Annotated in this window: 17 protein-coding genes; 12 read left to right on the top strand and 5 right to left on the bottom strand. The window is 39.6% G+C overall.

The annotated features are described in order from the left end of the window. Window positions 1-118 precede the first annotated feature (118 nt). The 6 genes from F0919_RS07280 (at window position 119) to F0919_RS07255 (ending at window position 5,706) form a co-directional block, all read left to right on the top strand. Window positions 119-742: an outer membrane beta-barrel protein gene (locus F0919_RS07280; RefSeq protein ID WP_150032046.1), complete on the top strand. Its 624-nt coding sequence runs from the start codon at window positions 119-121 to the stop codon at window positions 740-742. A gap of 206 nt (window positions 743-948) precedes the next feature. Beyond that, window positions 949-1,986: a N(4)-(beta-N-acetylglucosaminyl)-L-asparaginase gene (locus F0919_RS07275; protein ID WP_150032045.1), complete on the top strand. Its 1,038-nt coding sequence runs from the start codon at window positions 949-951 to the stop codon at window positions 1,984-1,986. Continuing rightward, complete coding sequence (locus F0919_RS07270; RefSeq protein ID WP_150032044.1) at window positions 1,986-2,729, top strand: copper homeostasis protein CutC; 744 nt, start codon at window positions 1,986-1,988, stop codon at window positions 2,727-2,729. The genes F0919_RS07275 and F0919_RS07270 overlap by 1 nt, the downstream gene beginning before the upstream one ends. Window positions 2,730-2,955: 226 nt before the next feature. After that, window positions 2,956-4,770: a membrane protein insertase YidC gene (gene yidC / locus F0919_RS07265; RefSeq protein WP_150032043.1), complete on the top strand. Its 1,815-nt coding sequence runs from the start codon at window positions 2,956-2,958 to the stop codon at window positions 4,768-4,770. A 152-nt stretch (window positions 4,771-4,922) separates the two neighbouring features. Beyond that, window positions 4,923-5,381 (top strand): nucleoside deaminase, encoded by a 459-nt coding sequence (locus F0919_RS07260; protein ID WP_150032042.1) that lies wholly within the window; start codon window positions 4,923-4,925, stop codon window positions 5,379-5,381. A gap of 16 nt (window positions 5,382-5,397) precedes the next feature. Continuing rightward, the gene (locus F0919_RS07255; RefSeq protein ID WP_150032041.1) at window positions 5,398-5,706 is read left to right on the top strand and encodes a hypothetical protein; all 309 of its coding nucleotides are present in this window, start codon (window positions 5,398-5,400) and stop codon (window positions 5,704-5,706) included. A gap of 61 nt (window positions 5,707-5,767) precedes the next feature. Here F0919_RS07255 and F0919_RS07250 read toward each other — a convergent pair whose 3' ends face one another. The 3 genes from F0919_RS07250 to F0919_RS07240 all read right to left on the bottom strand — a co-directional run bounded on the left by F0919_RS07250 (window position 5,768) and on the right by F0919_RS07240 (window position 8,212). After that, entirely contained in the window at window positions 5,768-6,793 is a 1,026-nt protein-coding gene (locus F0919_RS07250; protein ID WP_150032040.1) for a GHMP family kinase ATP-binding protein, read from the bottom strand. A gap of 80 nt (window positions 6,794-6,873) precedes the next feature. Then, window positions 6,874-7,788 (bottom strand): DUF4349 domain-containing protein, encoded by a 915-nt coding sequence (locus F0919_RS07245; protein WP_150032039.1) that lies wholly within the window; start codon window positions 7,786-7,788, stop codon window positions 6,874-6,876. A 214-nt stretch (window positions 7,789-8,002) separates the two neighbouring features. Further along, entirely contained in the window at window positions 8,003-8,212 is a 210-nt protein-coding gene (locus F0919_RS07240; RefSeq protein WP_150032038.1) for a hypothetical protein, read from the bottom strand. Window positions 8,213-8,344: 132 nt separating this feature from the next. On the opposite strand from F0919_RS07240, the gene F0919_RS07235 reads away from it, so the two are divergent. Further along, window positions 8,345-8,929 carry an RNA polymerase sigma factor gene (locus F0919_RS07235; protein WP_150032037.1) on the top strand — a complete coding sequence of 195 codons (585 nt, stop codon included), beginning with the start codon at window positions 8,345-8,347 and terminating at the stop codon, window positions 8,927-8,929. A gap of 48 nt (window positions 8,930-8,977) precedes the next feature. Continuing rightward, window positions 8,978-10,078 (top strand): S1C family serine protease, encoded by a 1,101-nt coding sequence (locus F0919_RS07230; RefSeq protein ID WP_150032036.1) that lies wholly within the window; start codon window positions 8,978-8,980, stop codon window positions 10,076-10,078. A gap of 76 nt (window positions 10,079-10,154) precedes the next feature. Here F0919_RS07230 and F0919_RS07225 read toward each other — a convergent pair whose 3' ends face one another. Beyond that, window positions 10,155-11,579 (bottom strand): tetratricopeptide repeat protein, encoded by a 1,425-nt coding sequence (locus tag F0919_RS07225; protein WP_150032035.1) that lies wholly within the window; start codon window positions 11,577-11,579, stop codon window positions 10,155-10,157. Between the two features lie 328 nt (window positions 11,580-11,907). After that, window positions 11,908-14,424 carry a YfhO family protein gene (locus F0919_RS07220; RefSeq protein ID WP_150032034.1) on the bottom strand — a complete coding sequence of 839 codons (2,517 nt, stop codon included), beginning with the start codon at window positions 14,422-14,424 and terminating at the stop codon, window positions 11,908-11,910. Window positions 14,425-15,029: 605 nt separating this feature from the next. Between F0919_RS07220 and F0919_RS07215 the strand changes: the two genes are divergently transcribed. From F0919_RS07215 to F0919_RS07200, 4 genes are all read left to right on the top strand, one after another. Beyond that, window positions 15,030-17,267 carry a T9SS type A sorting domain-containing protein gene (locus F0919_RS07215; RefSeq protein WP_150032033.1) on the top strand — a complete coding sequence of 746 codons (2,238 nt, stop codon included), beginning with the start codon at window positions 15,030-15,032 and terminating at the stop codon, window positions 17,265-17,267. Between the two features lie 41 nt (window positions 17,268-17,308). After that, the gene (locus F0919_RS07210; RefSeq protein ID WP_150032032.1) at window positions 17,309-19,120 is read left to right on the top strand and encodes a PKD domain-containing protein; all 1,812 of its coding nucleotides are present in this window, start codon (window positions 17,309-17,311) and stop codon (window positions 19,118-19,120) included. A gap of 171 nt (window positions 19,121-19,291) precedes the next feature. Continuing rightward, complete coding sequence (locus F0919_RS07205; RefSeq protein ID WP_190277301.1) at window positions 19,292-19,603, top strand: hypothetical protein; 312 nt, start codon at window positions 19,292-19,294, stop codon at window positions 19,601-19,603. 240 nt (window positions 19,604-19,843) lie between these two features. Continuing rightward, window positions 19,844-23,056, top strand: a 3,213-nt coding sequence (locus F0919_RS07200) for an immunoglobulin domain-containing protein (protein WP_216629378.1), incomplete at its 3' end; no start/stop codon positions are given.

Raw genomic sequence — 23,056 nt, 5'->3', positions numbered from 1 at the left:
CAAATGCAGTACGGGTATTTTTATTTGAAACTATTAATACTTTGTGAAAGTAAAGGAATATTGACATGAATAGAGGATTGTAATCCCTAATTTAGCAAATAATAAAAAATACATGCTTATGAAAAAAATCGTTTTACTATTATGCACAAGTATCGGCCTGTTTGGAATGGGTACCGCTTCGGCACAACTTCAGCAGGGAAACCTATTGGTGGGAGCTTCTTTAGGTGATATTGGGTTAGGCCTTCAAAGTGGAAATACAAGTTTTTCATTATCTATCAATCCTAAACTTGGATATTTTATTCAGGATAACATAGCATTAGGTGGTGAAGTGAAATTGGGCCTTGCAACAGATAATACAGGTACGGTGGTTAATTATGGCATTGGGGCTTTTGGCCGTTATTATTTCGGACAAAAAAACATGGTATTGATGAAGCATGCCCGTTTCTTTGGCGAAGCAAGTGCAGGATTCAGCGGATTGAACAGCGATCCGAAAGGCTCTGTAGGTGCTACCAATACCAATGGTCTTGGGATTGGCGTCGGTCCCGGTGTTGCTTATTTCATTACACCGAATATTGGTCTGGAAACCTTGTTGAAATATGATCTTACAGTAGGATTCGGTAATGCAACTACTTACAGTAAATTTGGCCTGAGCGTTGGCTTCCAGATTTATCTGCCTTCTAAAAAAGCACGTGCCATCTATAATGATGCTGCTAATGAATTGAATAAGAAAGACGACGAGTAAGCCTTAGCCGAAGCAAAGGCGGGCTGTTTATTAAAAGATTCAGGATTTTTATCCTGAATCTTTTTTGTTGTAAAAAATTCTTTGAATGCCTTCCTTTACGTGTTTATTCGATTAAACCCTTAAGGGCGCCATGAGGCACAAAAATGTTTCAAAGGAATCTTTTCATTACTCCTCATTGATTATCTTCGGGGTTTTAAACAGCAAATATGCTCACCCGTAGAAAGTTTTTACAAGCCACTGCCTATACTTCTTTGACTGGTTTTATATCTTTAAAATTAAGCAGCTGCCTTCCTCATTCCGCGCCTGATAAAAAAAATTTACCCATAGTTATCTCTACCTGGGATGCCGGAATAGAGGCTAATAAAGCTGCCTGGGACGTATTGAGCCATAATGGCCGGGCATTGGATGCTGTAGAAAAAGGGGTAATGGTTACCGAGGCTTCTAATAGTTGTTGCGTGGGTCTGAACGGTAATCCGGACAGAGACGGAATCGTAACGCTGGATGCGTCTATTATGGACGAAAACTTTAATTGCGGAGGCGTAGCTGATTTGAAACGCATTAAACATCCTATTTCTGTGGCGCGTCGCGTAATGGAAAAAACGCCACATGTCTTATTGGTTGGCGAAGGTGCACAGCAATTTGCAGTAGCTGAAGGATTTACGCTCGAACCCGAATATTTATCGCCTAAAGCAACACAGAATTATCAGAAATGGCTCAAAAAATCGGAATATAAACCCGTTATAAATGTCGAAAATAAAGGTGATACGCCTATAGCAGTACCTGCGAAAATGCCGGACGGCAGCTGGAACCACGATACTATCGGCATGATAGCAATGGATATAACCGGCAACCTGAGCGGAAGTTGTACCACCAGCGGGATGGCATTTAAAATGCATGGCCGTGTGGGCGATTCTCCCATTATAGGCGCAGGTCTTTATGTAGATAATGAAGTGGGCGGCTGTGCAGCTACCGGTCAGGGCGAAGATGTGATTCGCATAGGCGGAGCAGCAATAGTTGTGGAATTTATGCGCATGGGCTTGAGTCCGAGGGCGGCATGTAAAAAAGCGATTGAACGTATTGCTTCCGTTAAGAAAGAAAAAGCAAAAGATATTCAGGTTGCTTTTGTTGCCCTGGCTAAAGATGGGACGGTAGGTGCATATGCTCTACAAAAAGGATTTACCTATGCGGTTACTACCAATGAAGGCGCAAAATTTTTCAATGCACACTATCATTTAAAGTCGTGATGCCTGTAACAAAATATACAATAGAAATAGCCACCAGCGATTACAGCACTACTCAAGCTGCCGTTGCGGGCGGAGCCAACCGTATAGAATTATGTGCTAATCTGGCCGAAGGCGGTACAACAGCATCGTATGGTACTATTATAGCTTGTCGTGAAGACTTTGATGTGTTGCTTTATCCTATAATCAGGCCACGCGGGGGCGATTTTCTATATTCCGATCGGGAGTTTTCTATTATGTTACGAGATGTAGAAATGTGTAAGCAAATAGGTTGTGATGGTATCGTTACGGGAATATTGCTGCAAGACGGCAATATCGACCTGAAACGTACAGCACAACTGGTGGCGGCTGCATATCCATTAGGTGTTACATTTCACAGGGCTTTTGATCGTTGTGCTGACAGTTTTAATGCTGTAACACAATTAATAGAAACAGGCTGCGAACGTATTCTTACCTCTGGGCAGCAATCTAAAGCTATGGATGGCATATCCTTAATTGCCTCTTTAAATCAATTTTCTGACGGACGTATTGTTATTATGCCGGGAAGTGGCGTTAACAAGCACAATATCAGGCAATTGGCCGAAACCACCGGATGTACGGAATTTCATGCATCTTTGCGTGCGCAACAACCTTCGGCAATGCAATATATAAATCCGGCATTTGCCAACGATGCCGAAAGCTACATTAACAATTTTGTAGATGCACATGCAGTTAACGCCTTACGTGAAGCATTGAACACAAACTAAATCCGGCTGTAGAAATATTTTCTCTCCTTTTCTGTGTAAATAATCCAACGTTTTGTTGGAATAATTGCTTTTTGTGCCCTATGGGTGATAGCATATCTGAATAATTAACCGAAGTTCTTTCCATCATATCTTATTTACATGCTCTTTTTGTGTCCCCACCGAAAAATATATTTCCCCTGACTATTATTACATACCTTTGCGCTCAAATTTTTCAGTATAAATATTCATGGATCGTAATTCAATTATCGGGTTTGTACTATTGCTGGCATTGGGTGCCGGCTATATTTTCTGGAACAACCACGAACAACAATTATACCTCGCGCAAAAACATGCCGATTCAGTTGCCGCTGCCGCTAACCAAAAACCGGTAATACCTCAGCCTCAAACCGTAAAAACTGATACTGTTGCTCAGGCCGTAGATACTACTTTACCTGCTGCTTACAGAGGCTCTGCTTCTAATGTTTCCGTATCTAACGGAGAGTTGACTGTTGCTTTCAGCACAAAGGGCGGATTTCCTGTTGATGCAAGCCTGAGTAATTTCAAAACTTATGTGGGAGGCGACTTGCATATTTTCAAAGGCGAGAATGGCAATAAATTAAGTTTTAATATTCCGGTAGACGGAAAAACCGTTGCTACCGATCAATTATTTTTTACTCCGCAAATAAGCAATCTGCCTAATGGCGGAAAGCAATTGCGCATGACGGCTGACCTTGCCAACGGTAAATCCGTGGTATTGGATTATTCATTGCCTTCAAAAGGATATATGATGACTGCCAATTTAAGATTAGTTGGAATGCAGCAGGATCTTACTTCGGTTCAGAATATTCCTGTATTGTGGAATACAGAAATGTTGCACACCGAAAAAGATTTGAAGAACGAGCGTATGAATATGCAGGTGCATTATCAGATGAAAGATGGTGCGCACGATTATTTCACCGTTTCACGCACACCAACCAAAAGCCTTGACGAGCCTGTTCATTGGATGAGTGTAAGAAGCCATTTCTTCAACTCTACTCTTGTTGCGGAAGATGCATTTAAAACAGGAAGTTTTGATGGCAAGGAGCCTGTTGATTCCGGTATTGTAGCGACGAACTCAAGTAATTTTCAAATTCCCGTTAAGGCTTCCAATGATTTTTCATTCGGCTTTAAATGGTATATGGGACCGAATGATTATAAAATCCTGAAATCTCAGAATATCGGAATGGATGAATTGATACAATTAGGAATCGGACCTTTCTTCTTTGTAAAATACATCAGCAAATGGATGATTATCCCGATTTTTGATGTGTTAAGTTCTTTCATCAGCAGCTTCGGCCTTATTATTATTTGCCTTACTATTATCATTCGTTTGCTGACTTCGTTCTTTACATATAAAAGCTATTTGTCAACGGCAAAAATGAGGGTGTTAAAACCTGAATTGGATGAACTGCGCGCCAAGCTTGGTGATAATCAGCAACAAATGGGTATGGAACAAATGAAATTGTATCGTACAGCAGGTGTAAATCCTTTGGGCGGTTGTTTGCCTATGTTACTGCAAATGCCTTTCCTGCTTTCTGTTTATTATTTCATTCCGACTGCCATTCAGTTACGCCAGTCACATTTCCTTTGGTCAAACGATTTATCGACTTATGATTCTATTTTGAATTTAGGATTTAATATTCCATTGTATGGTAACCATGTAAGTTTGTTTACATTGTTGATGACCGCATCCAGTTTACTTTTAGCAGTTTACAATAAGAACATGACTGCTGCGCCGGGTGGTAACGATGCCAATGCGCAAATGATGAAATATATGCCTTATATCATGCCTATTATGTTCCTTGGTTGGTTTAACAGTATGGCAGCAGGTCTTACATTTTACTATACCTTCTCTAACTTACTGAGTCTGGCACAACAGTTCATTATCCAGAAATTTGTGATAAATGAAGATAAAATTCATGCACAGATTCAACAAAATAAAAATAAACCTGCACAGACTTCTAAATGGCAACAACGTCTGGATGAAATGCAGAAATCACAGGCAAACAGGACAAAAAAGTAAATTGATTTATAAATTGAAAAAGTGGAAACTGTACATTTATGTTCGTTTCCACTTTTTTTGTGAAGTTTTGATGGCGACATCTGCATTGATATACGTCTAAAATCTAAAATCTAATTTCTAATGTCTCACATCTCACATCTCACATCTAAGAAATGACAGACGAACATTACATGAAACAAGCCTTGAATGAAGCCCGCAAAGCTTACGCCATTGGCGAAGTGCCTGTCGGTGCAGTTGTGGTTTGGGGCGATAGAATAATTGCCAGAGGGCATAATCAGGTTGAATTACTGAATGATAGTACTGCCCATGCAGAAATGATTGCATTGACTTCTGCCTTTAGTGAATTAGGTAGTAAATACTTGCCTGAAGGCACTTTGTACGTAACGGTAGAGCCTTGTCTGATGTGTTGCGGGGCGTTGCATTGGAGTAAGATTGGCCGTATTGTTTACGGGGCAAGAGATGATAAAAATGGTTACAGAAAATACGTAAAGGAAAATGAAGCACATGAACCACAGCATGTTTTTCATCCTAAAACGCAACTGACATTTGGTATCCTGGCTGATGAGTGCGGGCAATTAATGAAAGATTTTTTTAAGGAAAGAAGGAAGTAAAATCTTAACTTTAGATATGAGCTTACGAATTATTCTTTTAATGTTGCTTGGATTAGGCCTTGGTAAAGTGACTTTGGCACAAGGATTGAACGCTCTATCTTATTCAAATACATTTAAAGATACTGTTTCAATAAAAAAGAAAGAAGATATAAAGCCGTCATTCTCTTCCGTAAAATATGATTATTACAGCCATCTTGGCGCAGCCTGTAAAGTGGAATTCAAATTTGAAAAAGCAACCAAAGTGCCGTTACGGCTACGTTTGGGGTCACTGCAGCAAACAGATTATCTGGAACAGAAGCCAAATGCGGTTAAACCGGAACGATAGGTGTCAATAAAATAGAGCCGTACATTTCATACAGCTCTACAAGAATTTTTATGGTTGATAATTATTTGGTTGTCCAGGTAAACAGACCTTGCTCCACAAAACGATATGGGTGAAATACACCGCCAAATGGTTCTAAAGCTTTGATTACATCATAGCGTGTTGTGCCCGGACAGTAAAAAGTCATAAAACCACCGCCACCGGCACCACTGATTTTTCCACCGGTTGCGCCTGCTTTCAAAGCCGCTTCATAAAGTTCATCAATCATGGAGTTACTGATGCCCTTCGCCATTTGCTTTTTATGTTGAAAGCCAAAATCCAGTATTTTACCAATATCATCAATCCTGCCCATTAACAAGGCTTCTTTCATCATTTGTGCCTGTTCCTTCAAATGATGCATAGCCTGAATGGAATCTTCATTTTTATCTTTCACATTTTTACTTTGCGCTTCGATAATGGTAGCCGATTTGCGGCTTGTGGAAGTGTAAAACAATAGAAGATTGTGCTCCAGTTCATTGATATATTCTGCTTTGATGCGTAAAGGATTTACAATTACTTTATCATCAGCATAAAACTCCATAAAATTCACACCGCCAAAAGTAGCAGCATATTGGTCCTGCTTTCCTCCGGCCATATCCAAATCCACCCTTTCAATCTGATAAGATAAATGAGCAGCATCGTATTCTCCCAGAGGAATATTCATCCATTCGGCAAAAGCGCCCAATATAGCAACAACTAATGTGGAAGAAGTACCAAGCCCCGATCCTGCGGGGGCATCCACTTGTGTCGTTATTTTAAAACCCGAAGGAACTTTTCCGTAAACCGCTACAAGTCTGTTATAAATCCCTTTGGCAAGATCAAGCATTCCGTCGATAGGCAAAGAATCCTGCAAATCATATTCTACTTTTTCGTCTCTGTCCACGGCATGAATGATAATTTTATTTTCATTTAATGGCTCAATGCTTGCATGCGCATATAACGAAATAGTTGCATTCAGAATAGCGCCGCCATACAGTTCGCTGTATGGACTAACATCCGTTCCTCCACCTGCAAGACCAATGCGCAAAGGCGCTTTGCTACGAATTATCATAAAATTTATTTCCTTTTACAGGATAGCAAAGAAAACGGAATTTTTCGTTGAATCAAAATAATGTGGCCTGCCCAATGAAATCATTTCCACATTGCTAATACCTTCTTTCTGAAATATTTCCTGTAAATTAAATAGCAAGCTACTATTAATAGGATTACAAACCATAATCTTATAATTCCTACAAATAAATCTTCAGCAAAATACCAGCCTGTTTTTATGGAATCCCATACTCTGATGCCTATTCCGGCTTTTACATTTTGTGCATCCGGACTTGCAATACTCCAGAATCTGGTTTCCGTTCTTTGATAAATGGAAAGGCTGACCGTGCTATATGTAACCTGATCTTTTAGGGAGATATTATTAAGCGCTGCATTATCTGCGGCTTCCTGTTGATTTTCAGCAATTGAAACAGCATCATTTGCCTGATTCAGATTGCTTTTTTTGCGGTCTATGTTCTGATGTATGTTTTGTGTGCTATTCAATGCTCTTGATTGAGCTTGCTGATTGGCTTTAATCTGAAGGGCAACATCATCGGCTTTTATAATTCGGTAGTCCCAAAAATCTACTAATGAAGAAATGGCATACAACGTGCTGTCCAGTTTAGCATTCGGAATACGAAGCGTTATCTCATTGGTAACGGCATATTGTATACTTTCTAAAGAACTGTCCAGGCTTTTTTGAATTATTTGTTGATTTTCAACAGTGCTTTTCAGGTTTGTATAAGTTACAAAGCCCTGGTTCTGCCTTACTATATGCTCAATCTGGTTGGTGGCATTGGTAACATCTCTGACCCTGAATTTCATATCAGAAGTACGGATAAACTGGCGCTCAGGTAATTTGTCTTCTTCTTTATTTGCAGCCGGCGCCAATTTAACATCTGCCGTCTGCACATTGGATGTGCTGTCAGCAGCATTATTTTCAAAATTATTACCGGCACAGCCGGACATGACAAGGAGGGTGGCAGCGATTGCCACAAAAATGGATGCGGATTTCATGTTGTTAAAAAATTAAAAAGTTAAAAGAATAATTTTTGGAATAGAAATACCGTCACCTGGAAAGGCGTAGTTAAATAGAAAGATGTAAAAAGAAAGAAATTTCCTAAAGACGAAGGAGGAAATTATAAAGAAGAAGGAAATGAAACAGGCCGCTAAACATAGCGGCCTGTAACGTATATTAAAACAATTGGCCGTTTTAATAATTAATATAAGACTAGTGTGCAGCTGGAGCTGTAGCAGTATCAGCTGGAAGTGGATTAGCGCTAGTATCAGCAGGCATTGGAGCAGCTTCAGTTGGAGTAGTTTCAACTGGAGCAGTAGTCATTGTATCTACTGGAGTTTCAGTAGTAGATTCAGAATTACCGCAAGAAGCAGCGAAAAAGCCAAGAGACAAAGCAACAACAGCTAATTTTAAAGTTTTCATTTGTTTGATTTTTAAATTTTTGAAAAGTTATTTGACCATTAATACGAAACCTTAAAAAAGGTAACCCAATTTTTTTAAAAAAATTTTTTATCGCAATTTTGGGTTACTTTTCATGCATAATCGGATAAATAAGTGACGAAGGTTTTTTATACAGATACGGAATTATTAGAAGGATTGGCCTCGGGTGACCGGAATGCTGTTGTGACGCTTTACAAGTTGTATCATAGTGTTTTGACAAAATGGATTTTAAGCAGAGGGGGATTGGAATCGGATGCAGAGGATGTTTTTCAGGAGGCTTTGGTCGTTATTTTTGAAAAAGCCAAATCGCCGGAATTTTGTCTGACTTGTAAGTTGAGTACTTATCTTTTTGCCATCAGCAAACGTTTGTGGTTCAAAAAAATGGAAAAAGCTGCGCCTTATCGCTCGTTTAACGAAGAGAGTGAAGAGGACGAAAGCAGGTTCGGCGCTTATGAAGAAGATTTGGATATCCATCTGGAGAAAGAAGAGCAGTTTGAACAACTGGGGAAAGCAATGGAACAATTGGGCGAACCTTGTAAATCATTGTTACATTCCTTTTATGTGGATGGAAAGAATATGCAGGAAATAGCAGTTCAGTTTCATTATACGAATGCCGAGAATGCTAAAACCCAAAAATATAAATGCCTGACCCGGCTAAAGAAAATATATTTCTCAGCCGGTATCAAAGTGAAAAATTAGAATATAATAACTGACCTTATTTCAATGAGGCCGGAAAACTGAAATAAGATGATATCTGAACAAAACATCAATGAATGGGCGGAGCGCTATTTTCAAAGCGAACTGAGCGAACAGGAGATGAAGCAATTGAACGAAGCTTTGGACGCAGACGAAGTATTGCAATTCCAGTGGGATAGAACAATTGAAATATTAAATGTATTCCGGTCGGGTAACGAACGTAAAGATATTCGTAACCTGATTCAATCAGTTGCTGCTAATCCTGCAGAATGGGCTGTTGATAATACACCTCCTAATAATCAAACTTCCAATACCATTCCTTTCCGTAAATATTTGCGTGTGACTGCCGCAGTTGCAAGCCTGGTTTTATGTTCCAGTTTGCTTACTTATACGGTGATGAATAAAAATAGCGGCAGTGTAAATTTGCATCAATATCAAAGTTTACGCCGTGATTTGGAGCATGTCAAAGATTCGCAAAGCAAAATCATTGACAGCCTGAATAAGCAAAAAGCAAAAGATGCCGCTTCGCAGCAGATTGATGAAAGTGCATTGTACGGCGGTACAGGTTTTGCAATCAGCAATGACGGTTACATAGCGACCAATTATCACGTTGTGGATGGTGCAAATGCCATTTACATTCAAACATCAAAAGGTGACAAGAAAGCGTTTATCGTTGCCCGTGAGCCGAAATCAGACATTGCCATTCTTAAAATTGAAGACAAGGATTTTAAATTTTCAAAATCATCTTTACCATACAGCATTTCCAAAAGTGCATCAAGCATAGGCCAGCAAGTATTCTCCATAGGATATCCTAAAGATGATATTGTTTACAATCAGGGTTATATAAGTTGCCAGAAAGGTTATGATGGCGATATGGAATCTTATCAATTGGAAATGACGGCCAATCCGGGTCAGAGCGGTTCTCCTGTTTTTGACAGAGCAGGTAATGTTATTGCAGTTATTACAGGAAAACAAAGTAATACTTCCGGTACCACTTATGCCGTTCAGACAAGCGCTTTGATTAATCTTGTTCAATCGTTGCCGAAATCACAGCACATTGTATTGCAAACGGGAACCAAAGTCGGAAAACCTGAAAGAACAGAACAGGTAAACAAGATGAAAGATTTTGTATTCTCTATTAAAGTAAATTGAAGTTAGTTTTCAGAAATAGAAAAACAGGCCTGATTCAAAACGAATCAGGCCTGTTTTTATTTAAGGTGCCTTTGAACTATTTCTTCCTCTTGTACTTCGCTACCAAATCAGCTACACTTTTACGTTGCAATATTTCTGGATTAATTTCGGTCAGCATTTTCATTTTTGAAGGCGCTTCTTCAAGTCCGTTTTCCAGATAGATCAATGCCTCTTTGGATTTGCCCAATTCAAAAAGAATGCCGGCATGGTAGAAATCGAAATCTGCTTTGTCGCCGATATTTGCCCTTGCCATTTCCAATTGTGTAAGGGCCTCTTTATAGTCTTTTGAAAGATAAAGGCACTTTACCAATGCTACCCAGTTGGATTTATTGCCTGGTTTTAATCTTACCGCATTTACAAAACAAACCAATGCTTCATGGTAAGCTTCTAATTCCAATAAACAATTACCAATGGCAAGGCAATAGCTCGCATTTTCGTTATTAAGGTTCAATGCTACGGAATAAGCCTTCATGGCTTTTTCCCATTTTTTCTCTCTTGTATATGTTTCACCTATTCTGAAGAAAATGGTATCATCGGCAGGATTCAACTGTACAGCCTGGCGATAATAGAATCTTGCGCGATCAAAGTCTTTTTGCTTTTCCCAGCAATGTCCGATAGCCTCAAAAATCACATCTTCAGGTTTTCCTAATTCCAGATTTTTTTCCAGCGACTCAATTGCTTTTCCATACCAGTGCAGGCGCATATATGCATCTGCCATATTTCTGTAGGCAAATTCAAATTTCTCATCGATAGCAACACAATATTCATAAGCTTCAATTGCTTGTTCGTGTTTCTTCTGTCCCTGCAAAGCCGCACCCAGGTTAAACCAGGCCAAAGCATTGTAAGGATCATTGTCAATGATTTTAGTGTGCAGGTCAACACTTTGCTGATGCATTTCTGCAAAATCTGCCCAGAAGCTGATTTTGTGCAATGCCTCTTCGTTGCGGTAATCTATTTCGAGAATCTGTTGCAATACTTTATAAACAGCTTCAAAATCTTCACATTCATCATATACATCCGAAAGTTCCAGCATCAGTTCTATTTTATCTCTGCCTTCGAACACCAATGATTTTTGTTCCAGCAATAAAGCGGCCTGTTCGTATTTTAATTGAGCAAGATAGATGTCTGCACGCAGCAAAACTGCTTCCAGGTTTTCCTGATCAATAGAATCCAGCAAATCCAGCGATTGAATAGCCTGACCGTATTTTTGTGCCTGAAAAAGAATTTCTGCTTTAGACAGCAGTATCGTCGAGGAGTAAGGATAGAAGCCCTGCGCTATTTCACAAGCGGTAATAGCTTCTGCTTCATTATTGTTCTGAAAGAAATATTCTATAATGAACTCATATTCTTCCTCATCTAAGAACCGGCTTTTGTTGCCGCTTTTGATGCTTTCATATTCGCGGAGTAAATCTTCGATTGAGCTCCCACCTTCTTCGTCATCCCAGGAATCGTCGTTAAACATAAGCGTACCGTTTTTACAAATATAAGTTAATATGGCATTCGCACATACACGGAGTTTTCAACATGTGTCAATAGATAATATTAATAATGATTTTAGAACCAATGTTTGTCAGGGGCGTGCTAAGTATATTGTAGTAATACTTATAAAAATATTTAATTGATAATTATTGTTTAAGTATTATCCGCTTAAAATCTATTCTTTTTTGATTCAGAATTTTTATTCGCATTGGATTTTTACCCCATCAATTAAAAAGCAGACTCTTTGGTTAGAATCTGCTTTTTTGATTTAATAATTTTTTATTAACCTTATTTTTTTTCAGGAACAGTTGTCACAATAACTTTCTTATCCTTTTTTGCAAAAAGCTGAAATAAATACCCGCAGCAATCATAAGGCTTAACAAAATGCTGCCAATCAATGCCATCGTTTTTCCTGTTTCGAATGCTTTGGAATGAAAATTGAATTCGATGGTATGCTTTCCTGCCGGAATTTTCATGGCACGTAATACATAATCTGCTTTAAAAACCGTTGCTTCTTTACCGTCGATAGTGGCCGTCCATCCGGTTGGGTAATAAATGTCGGAAAATACTGCAATTCCGGGTTGCGTATTATTGGATTCGTATTTCAAATTGTCGGCAGCATAACCATTGGGTGCTAACTTAATATAGGCTGCAGGATCTTTACCAAAATTATAATTTCCAACAACAGATTTAAACGTATCACGTACAATAGCTGTTTGGGTAGGGTTGAAATTGCCTGCAGTTGTATCCATTGGTGTTTGAAGGCTCGGGCCATTTAATGCAGCCATTTCTTCATCAGCTGTCTTTACCCATTTAATATCAGAAACAAACCATGCATTGCCGAGCGCTGCAGGGTTCTGTTGTACCCCACTTTTACCGTCCTGAGTTGGAATGATGAAATACTTGGTATTGAGCATATTCAAAACCGGAACATTCAATTTGCCCAATTGGTTTTCAATCAGATCCTGATAAATCTGCAATTTGGCAGCAGAGTATCCGCCCAGCGTTTTATGGAAATAGCTTGGCTTGGAGTTGCTGAAAGGATCGCCGGTCAAGTCAAGGACACGATAATAAGGGTCTTTATCCTGCAGAATCTGAGCATCAGCAGGACTTGGCTCAAAATTTTCAGCCATATATTCTTCCGTATCCCTGAATTTATCTTCGTTCAGCCATCTGTGCGCGATAGGAATTAAATCTATTGCTATTAAGATGCCTAAAGCAATAATAGTTTGATTTTTGTTCGTTTTTCCTTTGCTGTAAGCCCAAAGCGCACCGCCTGCAAGCAATACAAAAACCAGGCTACGCATAGCATCTGTTGTTGCAGCGCTTTGTCTGTCTTCACGAATGGCTTTCACAATATCCGGACCGGCTTGTCCGTATGCCTGTATCATACGTTCGTCACCCATGCTTTTATAATCCATCATGGTTTGCGTAGCCACAAGTATTACTAAGCACAATCCGCCTGTAATTATCAGGGAGTATTTCAACTTTTTCCACAATTCTTCTTTGGATATTTTTTCTTCAAAAATGTCTTTCAAAGCCCAGATAGCGAGCATCGGGAATATGATGGAAGCCAATGAGATGGCCATATTAGGCGAACGGAACGAATTAAATAACGGGAAATGATCGAACATGAAGTAATTCAATGTCGAGAAATTTTTACCCATAGAAAAACAAATGAACAGAAGCGCAGCGCCAGCCAGCCACCATTTCATATTGCTGCGGATAATGAACAAGGAAAGAACAAAAAGCAAACAAATAACTGCACCGAAATAGACAGAGCCACTCAATAATGGTTGCGGACCCCAATAAAGACTCACATGAGAAGTCATCTGGTCGATTACTTCCTCGGGCTGGTTTAAATCACTTAATTTTTTTCCTAAATTGGAATTGGAACCTATATTTTCGTCGATAGATCCACCGTAAAGGTTTGGTACCAGTATGCTGAAACATTCACCAACACCATTGCTCCATGAAAAAGCATAGTCTTTATCCAGCCCTGCGTTTTTCTTTTTTCCTCCTTCTGTTAATTCGCTGCCTTTACCACGCATAGACAATGGTGCGAATTCTTTCATTTGAATAATAGAAGAAGAACTTGCCAAAAACGCAAAAATCGCTCCAATGCCAATTAAAACCGATGCAAAAAACCATTTTTTCAATTCCTTTTTTCTTAATGCATCTACAAATTTTGCAACAACAAAAATGAAAAACAGGAATATGGAATAATAAATAATCTGAAGGTGATTACTGTCGAAAAATAAAGCAAATGCAAGACCGGCCAGGGCAGCACCCGGAAAATATTTTCCCCTGTAAGCCCAAATCATTCCTGAAAGAATAACCGGAATATAAGCCAGATCCATAAATTTGGAAGTATGCCCGGCGGTAATAATTGTTGGATTATAAGTGCTAAAGGCAAATGCTACAGCACCAATAAGTCCAAGCCATTTATTTACCCGCAGTGTCAACATTAAAATATAAAAACAACACATAGCCATAAAGAAGTATGGAACCGGAGTCGGCATTGTTTTTCCATGATCATTTAATTGGAATAACATGTTTAGTTTACGGAACCAATTGTTTTCCGCATAACTATTTACGGAAATTTCCGGCATCCCGGAAAACATGTTATTGGCCCAAAGTATAGTTCCTCCTGTTTTATCATGAAAATCCCGACTCTCTTTAGATGCCCAAAGCCATGTGTTTATATCATGTTGTGCCAGGGTTTTGCCTTGAAACTGCGGATAACAAAAAGCGCAGCTCAGTGCAAGGAAAATGCCGATAATCAGAAGATGCGGTAAAAATTTTTTGAACCCTTCTTGTTGTTGCATGTACGGTGTTTTATTTTTTTAATTTTTAACCTGACAAAAATAGCTTTTTTGCTTATTCCTTTATTGAATTGGTTTTATATATTTTAATGATAAAGCAGGGATATAGTGACTGGAGAGATTATCATTTTTCGGGATTGAATATTTAAACGGTAACCAAAATGATGAATTGAAAACGTATCTATTGAATGTGATTAATCAATAATGTATAAATGGTATTTAAATATACTTATTTAAGTGATTTAAAAGTATTTATTTTAAATTTTTTAGTCCTGTAAATCATTTTTACAAAAATAGTTGTCATTCATGCATGCGATTATGTTAATTTGGGATTTTACATTTAGTTTTAAACTATTGATTTTCAATTTTTTATTATTTATTAAATTTAATTTATTTCTTAAAGTCTTTTCTGTTATTTGTTTATGCTTTTATATATTTCCATTTATTTGTTAGTGTTTTTGTTTGTTTTATAACTTTTTTAACTGTTAAATTCGTTAAAAATGCTGGATTAGAGTATGAAATTATAATTTTATGTATTATATTGGCATTAAAATTGCATTTTTTAATGTGATTTAATGTTTTTTATAATCTAAATTATTATTTTAATTATGCAGAATTTTTTTACGAAAAGCATTTGCAGCTTGATTTTGTTGACCATGTCCGGATGGGTGTTTCAAAACAAGGCATTTGGGCAGGCAGCGAATCAATATGGGTTTACAGCAGCAACAGGCACATATACGTCAATTACGGGAACAGCATTTTCCGCAGTTCAGGGTGATGATGTTTGTCCCGCTGCTACCATTCCTCTCGGATTTACATTCAATTTTTGCGGTATAGATTATACAACCATAAGAGCTGCCTCAAATGGTTATATGACTTTTTCGACGACCGGAGCAAATACCTTAAGTAATACTGCCAATAACCTGAATGTTATTAAGCCTTCTTTAATGTGGCTTTGGGATGATTTGGACGGCGGAGGAAATATAGGTGCTGCATCTTATACAACAACAGGCGTTGTTCCCAATAGGGTGTTTACCATGGAATTTAAGAATTGGCAGTGGAACTGGAGCTCCAATGTCGCTACAATAAGTGTGCAGGTCAAATTATATGAAACCACGAATGTAATAGAATATATTTACAGGCAAGAGGCAGCCGCAGGTAATCCCGGTAGTTCAGGTGGTGCGTCTATCGGTATAGCAGACGGTTCGGCCACGGCAACTTACCTGTCTTTAAACAACAGCACCGCAACTCCCGTAGCTTCCTCAACCAGTTTTACTACGAATATTAATACTAAACCTGCTACCGGTCAGATTTATCGTTTCACGCCGCCTGTTAATTGTAGTGCAGTTACAAATTTACCTGCTTCTGCGGCTACAACAGTAGATCCTGATACTATATGCATATCAGGGAACGTAACATTGGGTTTCGTTCCTGTAACGCCATTACCGGCAATGTCAGGAACGTCCTACAGGTGGCAATCTTCACCGGCAGCCACGGGGCCCTGGACAAATTTGGGAACAACCAATTTTGCCACGCCTACATACACGACTACGACACCTGTAAGTACCCCGTTGTTTTTCAGGTGTCAGTTATTGTGCAATTCATTAACCGTATTAATGACATCAACACCAACCCAGGTGATAATTGATAATCCCGGAATACCTGTAATACCTGCTGATATAACGCAATGTGGATTTGGAAGTGTGGACTTAATCGCAGATCCCGGTGCCGGCAATACTATCCGTTGGTTTAACAGTATGACACAGGCAACACCTGTTTCAACAAACAACATATACAGCACGCCATACCTGACGCTGGATAGCAACAATACTTATGTTGTCTATGTTGCCTCTGTTAATGCCAGAGGCTGCGAGGGCGTAAGGAAAGCTATTAATGTAGATGTTTATCCGAAGCCTGCAGTTGATTTAGGTCCTGATGGTAACAAATGCGTTGACATGGGTGACGGGATTGTACTGGATGCAGCCTTCCAGCCTGATAATCCTTCATTCCTTTGGGATGATAACAGCATAAGTCAGGTAAGAGCCGTTACTGCCAGCGGTACTTATTATGTGCAGGTTACCAATAGTTATGGCTGTATAGGCAGCGATACCGTAAATTTTACTATTGTAAATAATCCGGTTATTGATCTGAGTGATGATACTTTGGTTTGTAATGGGACTACCCTTACGCTGGATGCCGGCAATGACGGAATTGAATATTACTGGAATACCGGTCAGATAAGTCAGACTATTGAGGTAAATTCAGGAGGCACATATAATGTCTTTGTGACAAATGCGGGCGGCTGCACCGCTGCCGATACTATTCAGGTAACAATGCAGGGAGAATTGCCGTCGATCGGCGGCATAAACGTTGTAAACAATGGTCAGATGCTCTTTCATTTCACTGCTGTTTACCCTCAGAATGTGGTCGGATACGACTGGGATTTTGGTGATGGATCTCCGCATAGTTATCAGGCTTCTCCAATTCATGAATACGAAAACATGGGCGATTATACAGTAGTGTTGCGACTGAGCAGCATCTGCGGATTTACTACCGATACACTGGCAACACATATTGTCGGCATCCGTCAAATTAACCTGAGCAATGATGAGCTTACGGTTTATCCAAATCCTTCAAATGGCCACGCCACTATTCATAACAAGGCAAACCTTGAGATGGAAAAGATAGAGGTTTATAACATTTTGGGCCAATTAGTTTATCATTCAAAAGCAGATTCAAAAGACAAACATGTTATCAACTTTGACAGTATCGCACCAGGCGTGTATACTATAGAAGTTTATACTGATAAAGGAACAGTCGCAAGGAAACTTAAAATCATTAAATAATCCCGGAATTAATCGACTTAAATTATATTAAAAATATTATTATGAATAAAGGAAAATTACCCCGTTTTATTGCTCTGAGTATTATATCATTTTGGTTTATTCAAGATGTAAACGCTCAGGGAGCCAATACATATCAATTTACAGCATTAGCAGGAACCTATACCAACATGGCTGCAGGTACAGCTTTTACGGCAGTTGAGGGTGATGATGTTTGTCCTGCGGCAACAGTACCTCTTGGTTTTACATTCAACTTTTGCGGAGAGGATTATACTACTGTAAGAGCTGGTTCAAATGGATATCTGACTTTTACTACAGGTTGGGGACAAACGGCCACCAATAGTGTTGCCGGACTTGCAACTATTAAACCCGGATTAATGTGGCTGTGGGATGATATAGACGGGGGAACGGGAACAGCAACCTATGCAACAACCGGCACAGCGCCTGACCGCGTTTTCACTTTTCAGTTTAAAAATTGGGAATGGAACTGGAATGCAGCGGGTCCAAATATCAGTATTCAGGTGAAATTATATGAGACTACAAATATTATAGAATATATTTATAAACAAGAAACCCAGGCCGGGAACCCAACAGGTTCTGGCGGTGCCACTATAGGTATTGTTGACGATCAGACGACCTCAACTTATCTTTCATTAAATAACGCTACTGCAGCCCCGTCTGCATCATCAACCACTTTAACATCCAATATTGGAGCCAAACCTGCTAATGGCCAGATATACAGGTTTAAGCCAACACCTCCTATTGATGTTCAAATGGATAGTGTAATAACTCTTGAAAATTTTTGTTCAAATGCTTCAGCTCCTGTATCGGTAGCAGTTTCTAATAAGGGTACGGCAACAATAAATGATATTCTTATTAACTGGACGGTTGATGGAGTTGCTCAGGCTCCTGTTGCGTATACTGCACCGGCTCCGATTACGAACTTTACTACTGCTCCCAACAATACAGCGATTGTGAGTCTTGGAGATGTGTTCTTTGCTGACAATACTCCTAAAGTTATTAAAGCATGGGTTGTGCAGGCGAATGGTTTGCCTGATGCCGTAAATACAAACGATACGGTCACTGATTCAAAAGCGGCTAACTTAACTGGTGTGATTTTAAGTATTAATCCACAAAACGCGGTGATTTGCGAAGAGTCTGAAATCACCCTTGATGCGGGGATGCATCCTAAGAATCCTGTTTATATATGGGCTAACGGACATATTACACAAACAATTCAGGTTTCTACGCCAGGTAGTTATAATGTAAAAGTGCAAAACACAGACGGTTGTTTTGACAGAGATACTGTAGTTGTTGCTGCTTACCCGAGTCCTGAAGTAAATTCAATTGCGATAATTGATAATACGGGCGGCAGTTATACATTTAATGCTGTCGGGGTCCAGAATGTCACAAGTTATATCTGGGATTTTGGAGACGGGCAGACATTGCCGGGTACAGGCATTCCGGGCCAGGTTAATCATCAGTACAATATTGCAGGAGATTACACTGTAAGCCTTACTGTGAGAAATAATCAGGATTGTGGAGATGTTACAGTTACGAAAGTTATTCATAGTGACGGTATTCCAACCGGTATGAATGATTTGGATATCCTTCAAAATGTTATTTCCATTTATCCCAACCCTTCCTGGGCATGGGTTACTATCGCTAACAATAGCGGCATAAAGATTAAATCCATTGCGGTTTTGAATATAGCGGGTCAGCAGGTTTTCAGATCGGATAATATTAATGCGACTAAATTCCGGTTTAATAGCGCCGGTTTAGTATCAGGAATCTATAATGTGGTAATTAATTCTGAAAGGGGAAGATTGATAAAGAAACTGGAAGTGATACGATAATACAAACTTTGAATTACAGATTTAATAATCGAAAGAGGCTATCCGGAACTACGGATAGCCTCTTTTATTTGGATACTGCGATTTGAATCAGGCTTTATACAGGCAACTCCGGCAATTGAGCAATGTATGATATTAGCTTGTTGTCGCAACGATATTCAGTAGTTTTGTATCATGAGCAGAATATTTCAACTACAGCAATTCCTGAAAGAAAGTCCCGGTGATAATTTTTTGATGCATGCCCTGGCATTGGAATTTTTGAAAGAAGGTGATGATGAAGAAGCCACAAAATGCTTTGAGCAAAATCTTATATCGAATCCGTCTTATGTTGCAACTTATTATCATTACGGCAAACTTCTGGAACGCATAGGTAAGCCGGATGAAGCTATTAGCATTTATGGTAAAGGGATGGAAGCTGCAAAAGCTGCCGGCGATAATCATGCTTATAGTGAGTTGCGAAGTGTTTATGATGAACTCACATATTAATGTGGTATTTCATTACGAAGCGCTCCTTTGCGCTTTATTTAAAGTTATTTAAATCCTGATTAACAAATACTTTACGATAACAAAAAATTAACCAACTTTTTTTAAAGTTTATCTGTCTATCCTGAAATGGTTGGGTAGATAACGCAATTTTTTTTATCATACCCCGGAAAGAGAACCTTAACCAATAATCTCGTAGTTTAACTTTTTTATTTTTTTATGGGAAACATTTTTACAAAAAAAATGCGTATTCTGATTTTATTAACCTCCGTAGGTTGGTTATTAGGTCAAAGTAAATCATTTGCGCAAACCGCATCTCAATACGGATTTACTGCAGTAGCAGGCACGTACGCAACAATTACCGGAACATCATTTACGCCTGTGCAAGGTGATGATAACTGTTCAACTACTACTATCCCTTTAAATTTCACATTTAATTTTTGTGGTGTAAATTATACATCCGTTAGGGCGGGATCTAATGGCTATTTAACTTTCTCTACAGGATCAGCCAGTACGGCATTTAATGATGCTTCAAGCTTTGGTACCATTAAACCTGCTTTAATGTGGTTGTGGGACGACTTGGATGGTGCAACAGGTCAGGCAGTCTATACTACAACCGGAGCTGCGCCTAATCGTGTTTTTACATTTCAGTTTAAGAACTGGGAATGGAACTGGAGTACAACAGGCCCAAACATCAGTTGTCAGGTAAAGTTATATGAAACAACCAATGTTATAGAGTACATTTATAATCAGGAATCCCAACCGGGAAACCCGTCAGGTTCGAGTGGTGCTTCTATTGGTATCGTTGATGGCCTGGCTACTCCTACGTATTTGTCATTAAATAATGCGACGCCGACCCCAACGGCATCTTCGACTACATTTACAACCGGTATTGCCACAAAACCTGCAACAGGCCAAATATATCGCTGGACGCCTCCGGCTAATTGCAGTGCTCAAACAGGGCTTCCTACTGCTGCAACAACTACGGTTACGCCAGGTAATGTTTGTTATTCCCAGGCTGCAACTTTGGAATTTGTACCTAATACGCCTATGCCACCAACATTAGGTTTAACTTATCAATGGCAATCTGCACCTGCTGCAGGTGGTCCATGGACTAATCTTGCAACTACCACAGGACCAACCTATTCGGTATCTCCTGTAGCTTCGCCTTATTACAGATGTCAACTAATATGCAATGGTACTACAACGTTAATAACTACTCCGGCTTCTGCACAAGTTGTGGTTCTTAATCCAGGTACACCTGCAACCACACCTGGCTCACGTTGTGGACCGGGAACCGTTAATTTAACGGCTACTCCGGCAGGAGGAGCGGGTATTCGCTGGTTTACAAGTCTGACACAAACAATACCTATTTCTACAAACAATACTTATAGCACACCCTATTTGACTCAGAACACCACTTATTATGCTGCTTCGGTTGTTAATGGAAATAATGCACAGTATAATGTAGGTCTGCCTAATTTCATTCAGAATAATCCTTTTATTACTACTTCTGTCGGTTGGGGATTAAATTTTACAGTAACAAATACTTGTAACATTGATTCAGTGGGAGTCTATCCTATCGGCACAGGAACTATCCAGATGAGAGTATGGAATGCAACCACTCAGGCGGTTGTGTATACCGGACCTGTATCTCCATCAATGACCGGAACAGGAACTACAAAGACGATGGTTTATGTAGGTGCTAATTCATTGCCTCCGGGAAATTATATTATGGGAATTGCTGCATTTACAGGACTTACTAATTTGCGCAATGAAGGGTTTAATGCTTCTGCTTATCCATTCACATGTCCTGTTCTAAATATTACATCCGGTTCTCAGGGCTTTAATTCTCCTACTGCAAATGTTTATTATTTCAGCTATGATTGGAGAGTTTCAGCAATTGGAGGTTGTGAAGGACCAAGAGTACCGGTAGTAGCAACTATTAATTCAAGTCCGGTCGTAGGAAAAACATTCCCGGCTGTAGTTTGTAACAATAAAGTTGCCGCTATTACATTAACTCAGCCAACGCCGGCTTATCCTTCTTATAACTGGACGCCGATAACAAATCTATATACAAATGCTGCAGCTACTACTCCTTATACAGGAGGCAGCGCTACAAGTATATACATGAAAACCACGAACGTGGGACAACAAACCTATTACCTGATGGCTGGCGATCCAACCATTCCTACAGGTTGTACTTTTGCAGATACGATTAATATTTGGGTTCAGCCTGATTCAGTAACAATTAAAGGCTTGCCTGATTCTATTTGTGTTACAGGAACTTCAACCTTATCCTTAATGCCTGCTACAGGATATGCCCCGAATTCAGTTCAGTGGCAGGAATCGACAACCGGAGTACCTTCTTCTTATGTAAACATAACCGGAGCCACCGGTACAAGTTATACAACACCAACATTAACTGCCAACCACTACTATCGTGCGCTGGTTAAATCTATAACAGATACTTGTCAGATGCCGGTTAAATATGTTGTGGTAGTTAATCCTCAATTATTGGGTGTTACAGATAGTTTTAATTGCGGACCAGGTACAGTTACATTGCAGGCACAGACAGGTGGTAACAGTACTGCTAAGTGGTATGACGTTCCGACCGGTGGTTTATCAATAGGCTCCGGCACACCCTGGATTACGCCATCTTTAACTGCATCTCAAACCTATTATGTTGCTGCAGAAGGTGGTTCAGGAGGTGGAGCGCCTGTAACTATACAAGTGGGTACCGGGACTACTTCTTCCGGCGGTACAGGAAACCTTGCAGGGCCATACAGCGAATGGTGGAGAAGGTATAGTTTGGAATTCTTATATACAGCGCCTGAAATAATTGCTGCGGGTGGAAATCCGGGCAATCTTACCTCTCTTGCATTTAATTGTACAAGCCTTCCGGCAAACCCGATTCCGAATTTTACTATTAAAGTAAAGTTTGTTCCATCGACAATGACTACTCTTACTACCTGGCAGAGCGGAACAACTCAAGTTTATACCAATAGTTCTGTTATGCCGGTTATCGGTTGGAATACTTATACTTTCACCGGAACGCCTTTAGTATGGAATGGAACCGATAACATCGTTATAGAAGTTTGCAGAAGTCAGGTTCAACCTGGTTTTTCTTCAACCGGAAATCATCAGTCAAGGACAATTTCAGGACGCTTCCTAAGTAATAATACCGATGATCCGGGGTCAAGCTGTGGAATAGCAGGTACCGGAACCAATACTAATTTGCCGAATGCCAGATTTGGTATGCAGGCTCCTTGTGAGACTCCACGTTTAGCAGTTCACGCCAATATTTATCCTAAACCTGTGGTAGATTTAGGGCCGGATGTTAATATGTGCGTTGACGGCGGTACTTCTATTGTATTGGATGCAGGTGTTCAGCCTAATACGCCTTCATTCCTTTGGGATAACCTTACTACAAGCCAGGTTAGGGCTGTAAACACA

The organism is Taibaiella lutea (assembly GCF_008629695.1).
Taxonomy (GTDB): Bacteria; Bacteroidota; Bacteroidia; order Chitinophagales; family Chitinophagaceae; genus Taibaiella; species Taibaiella lutea.
This window is presented reverse-complemented; position numbering and strand designations above follow the sequence as displayed.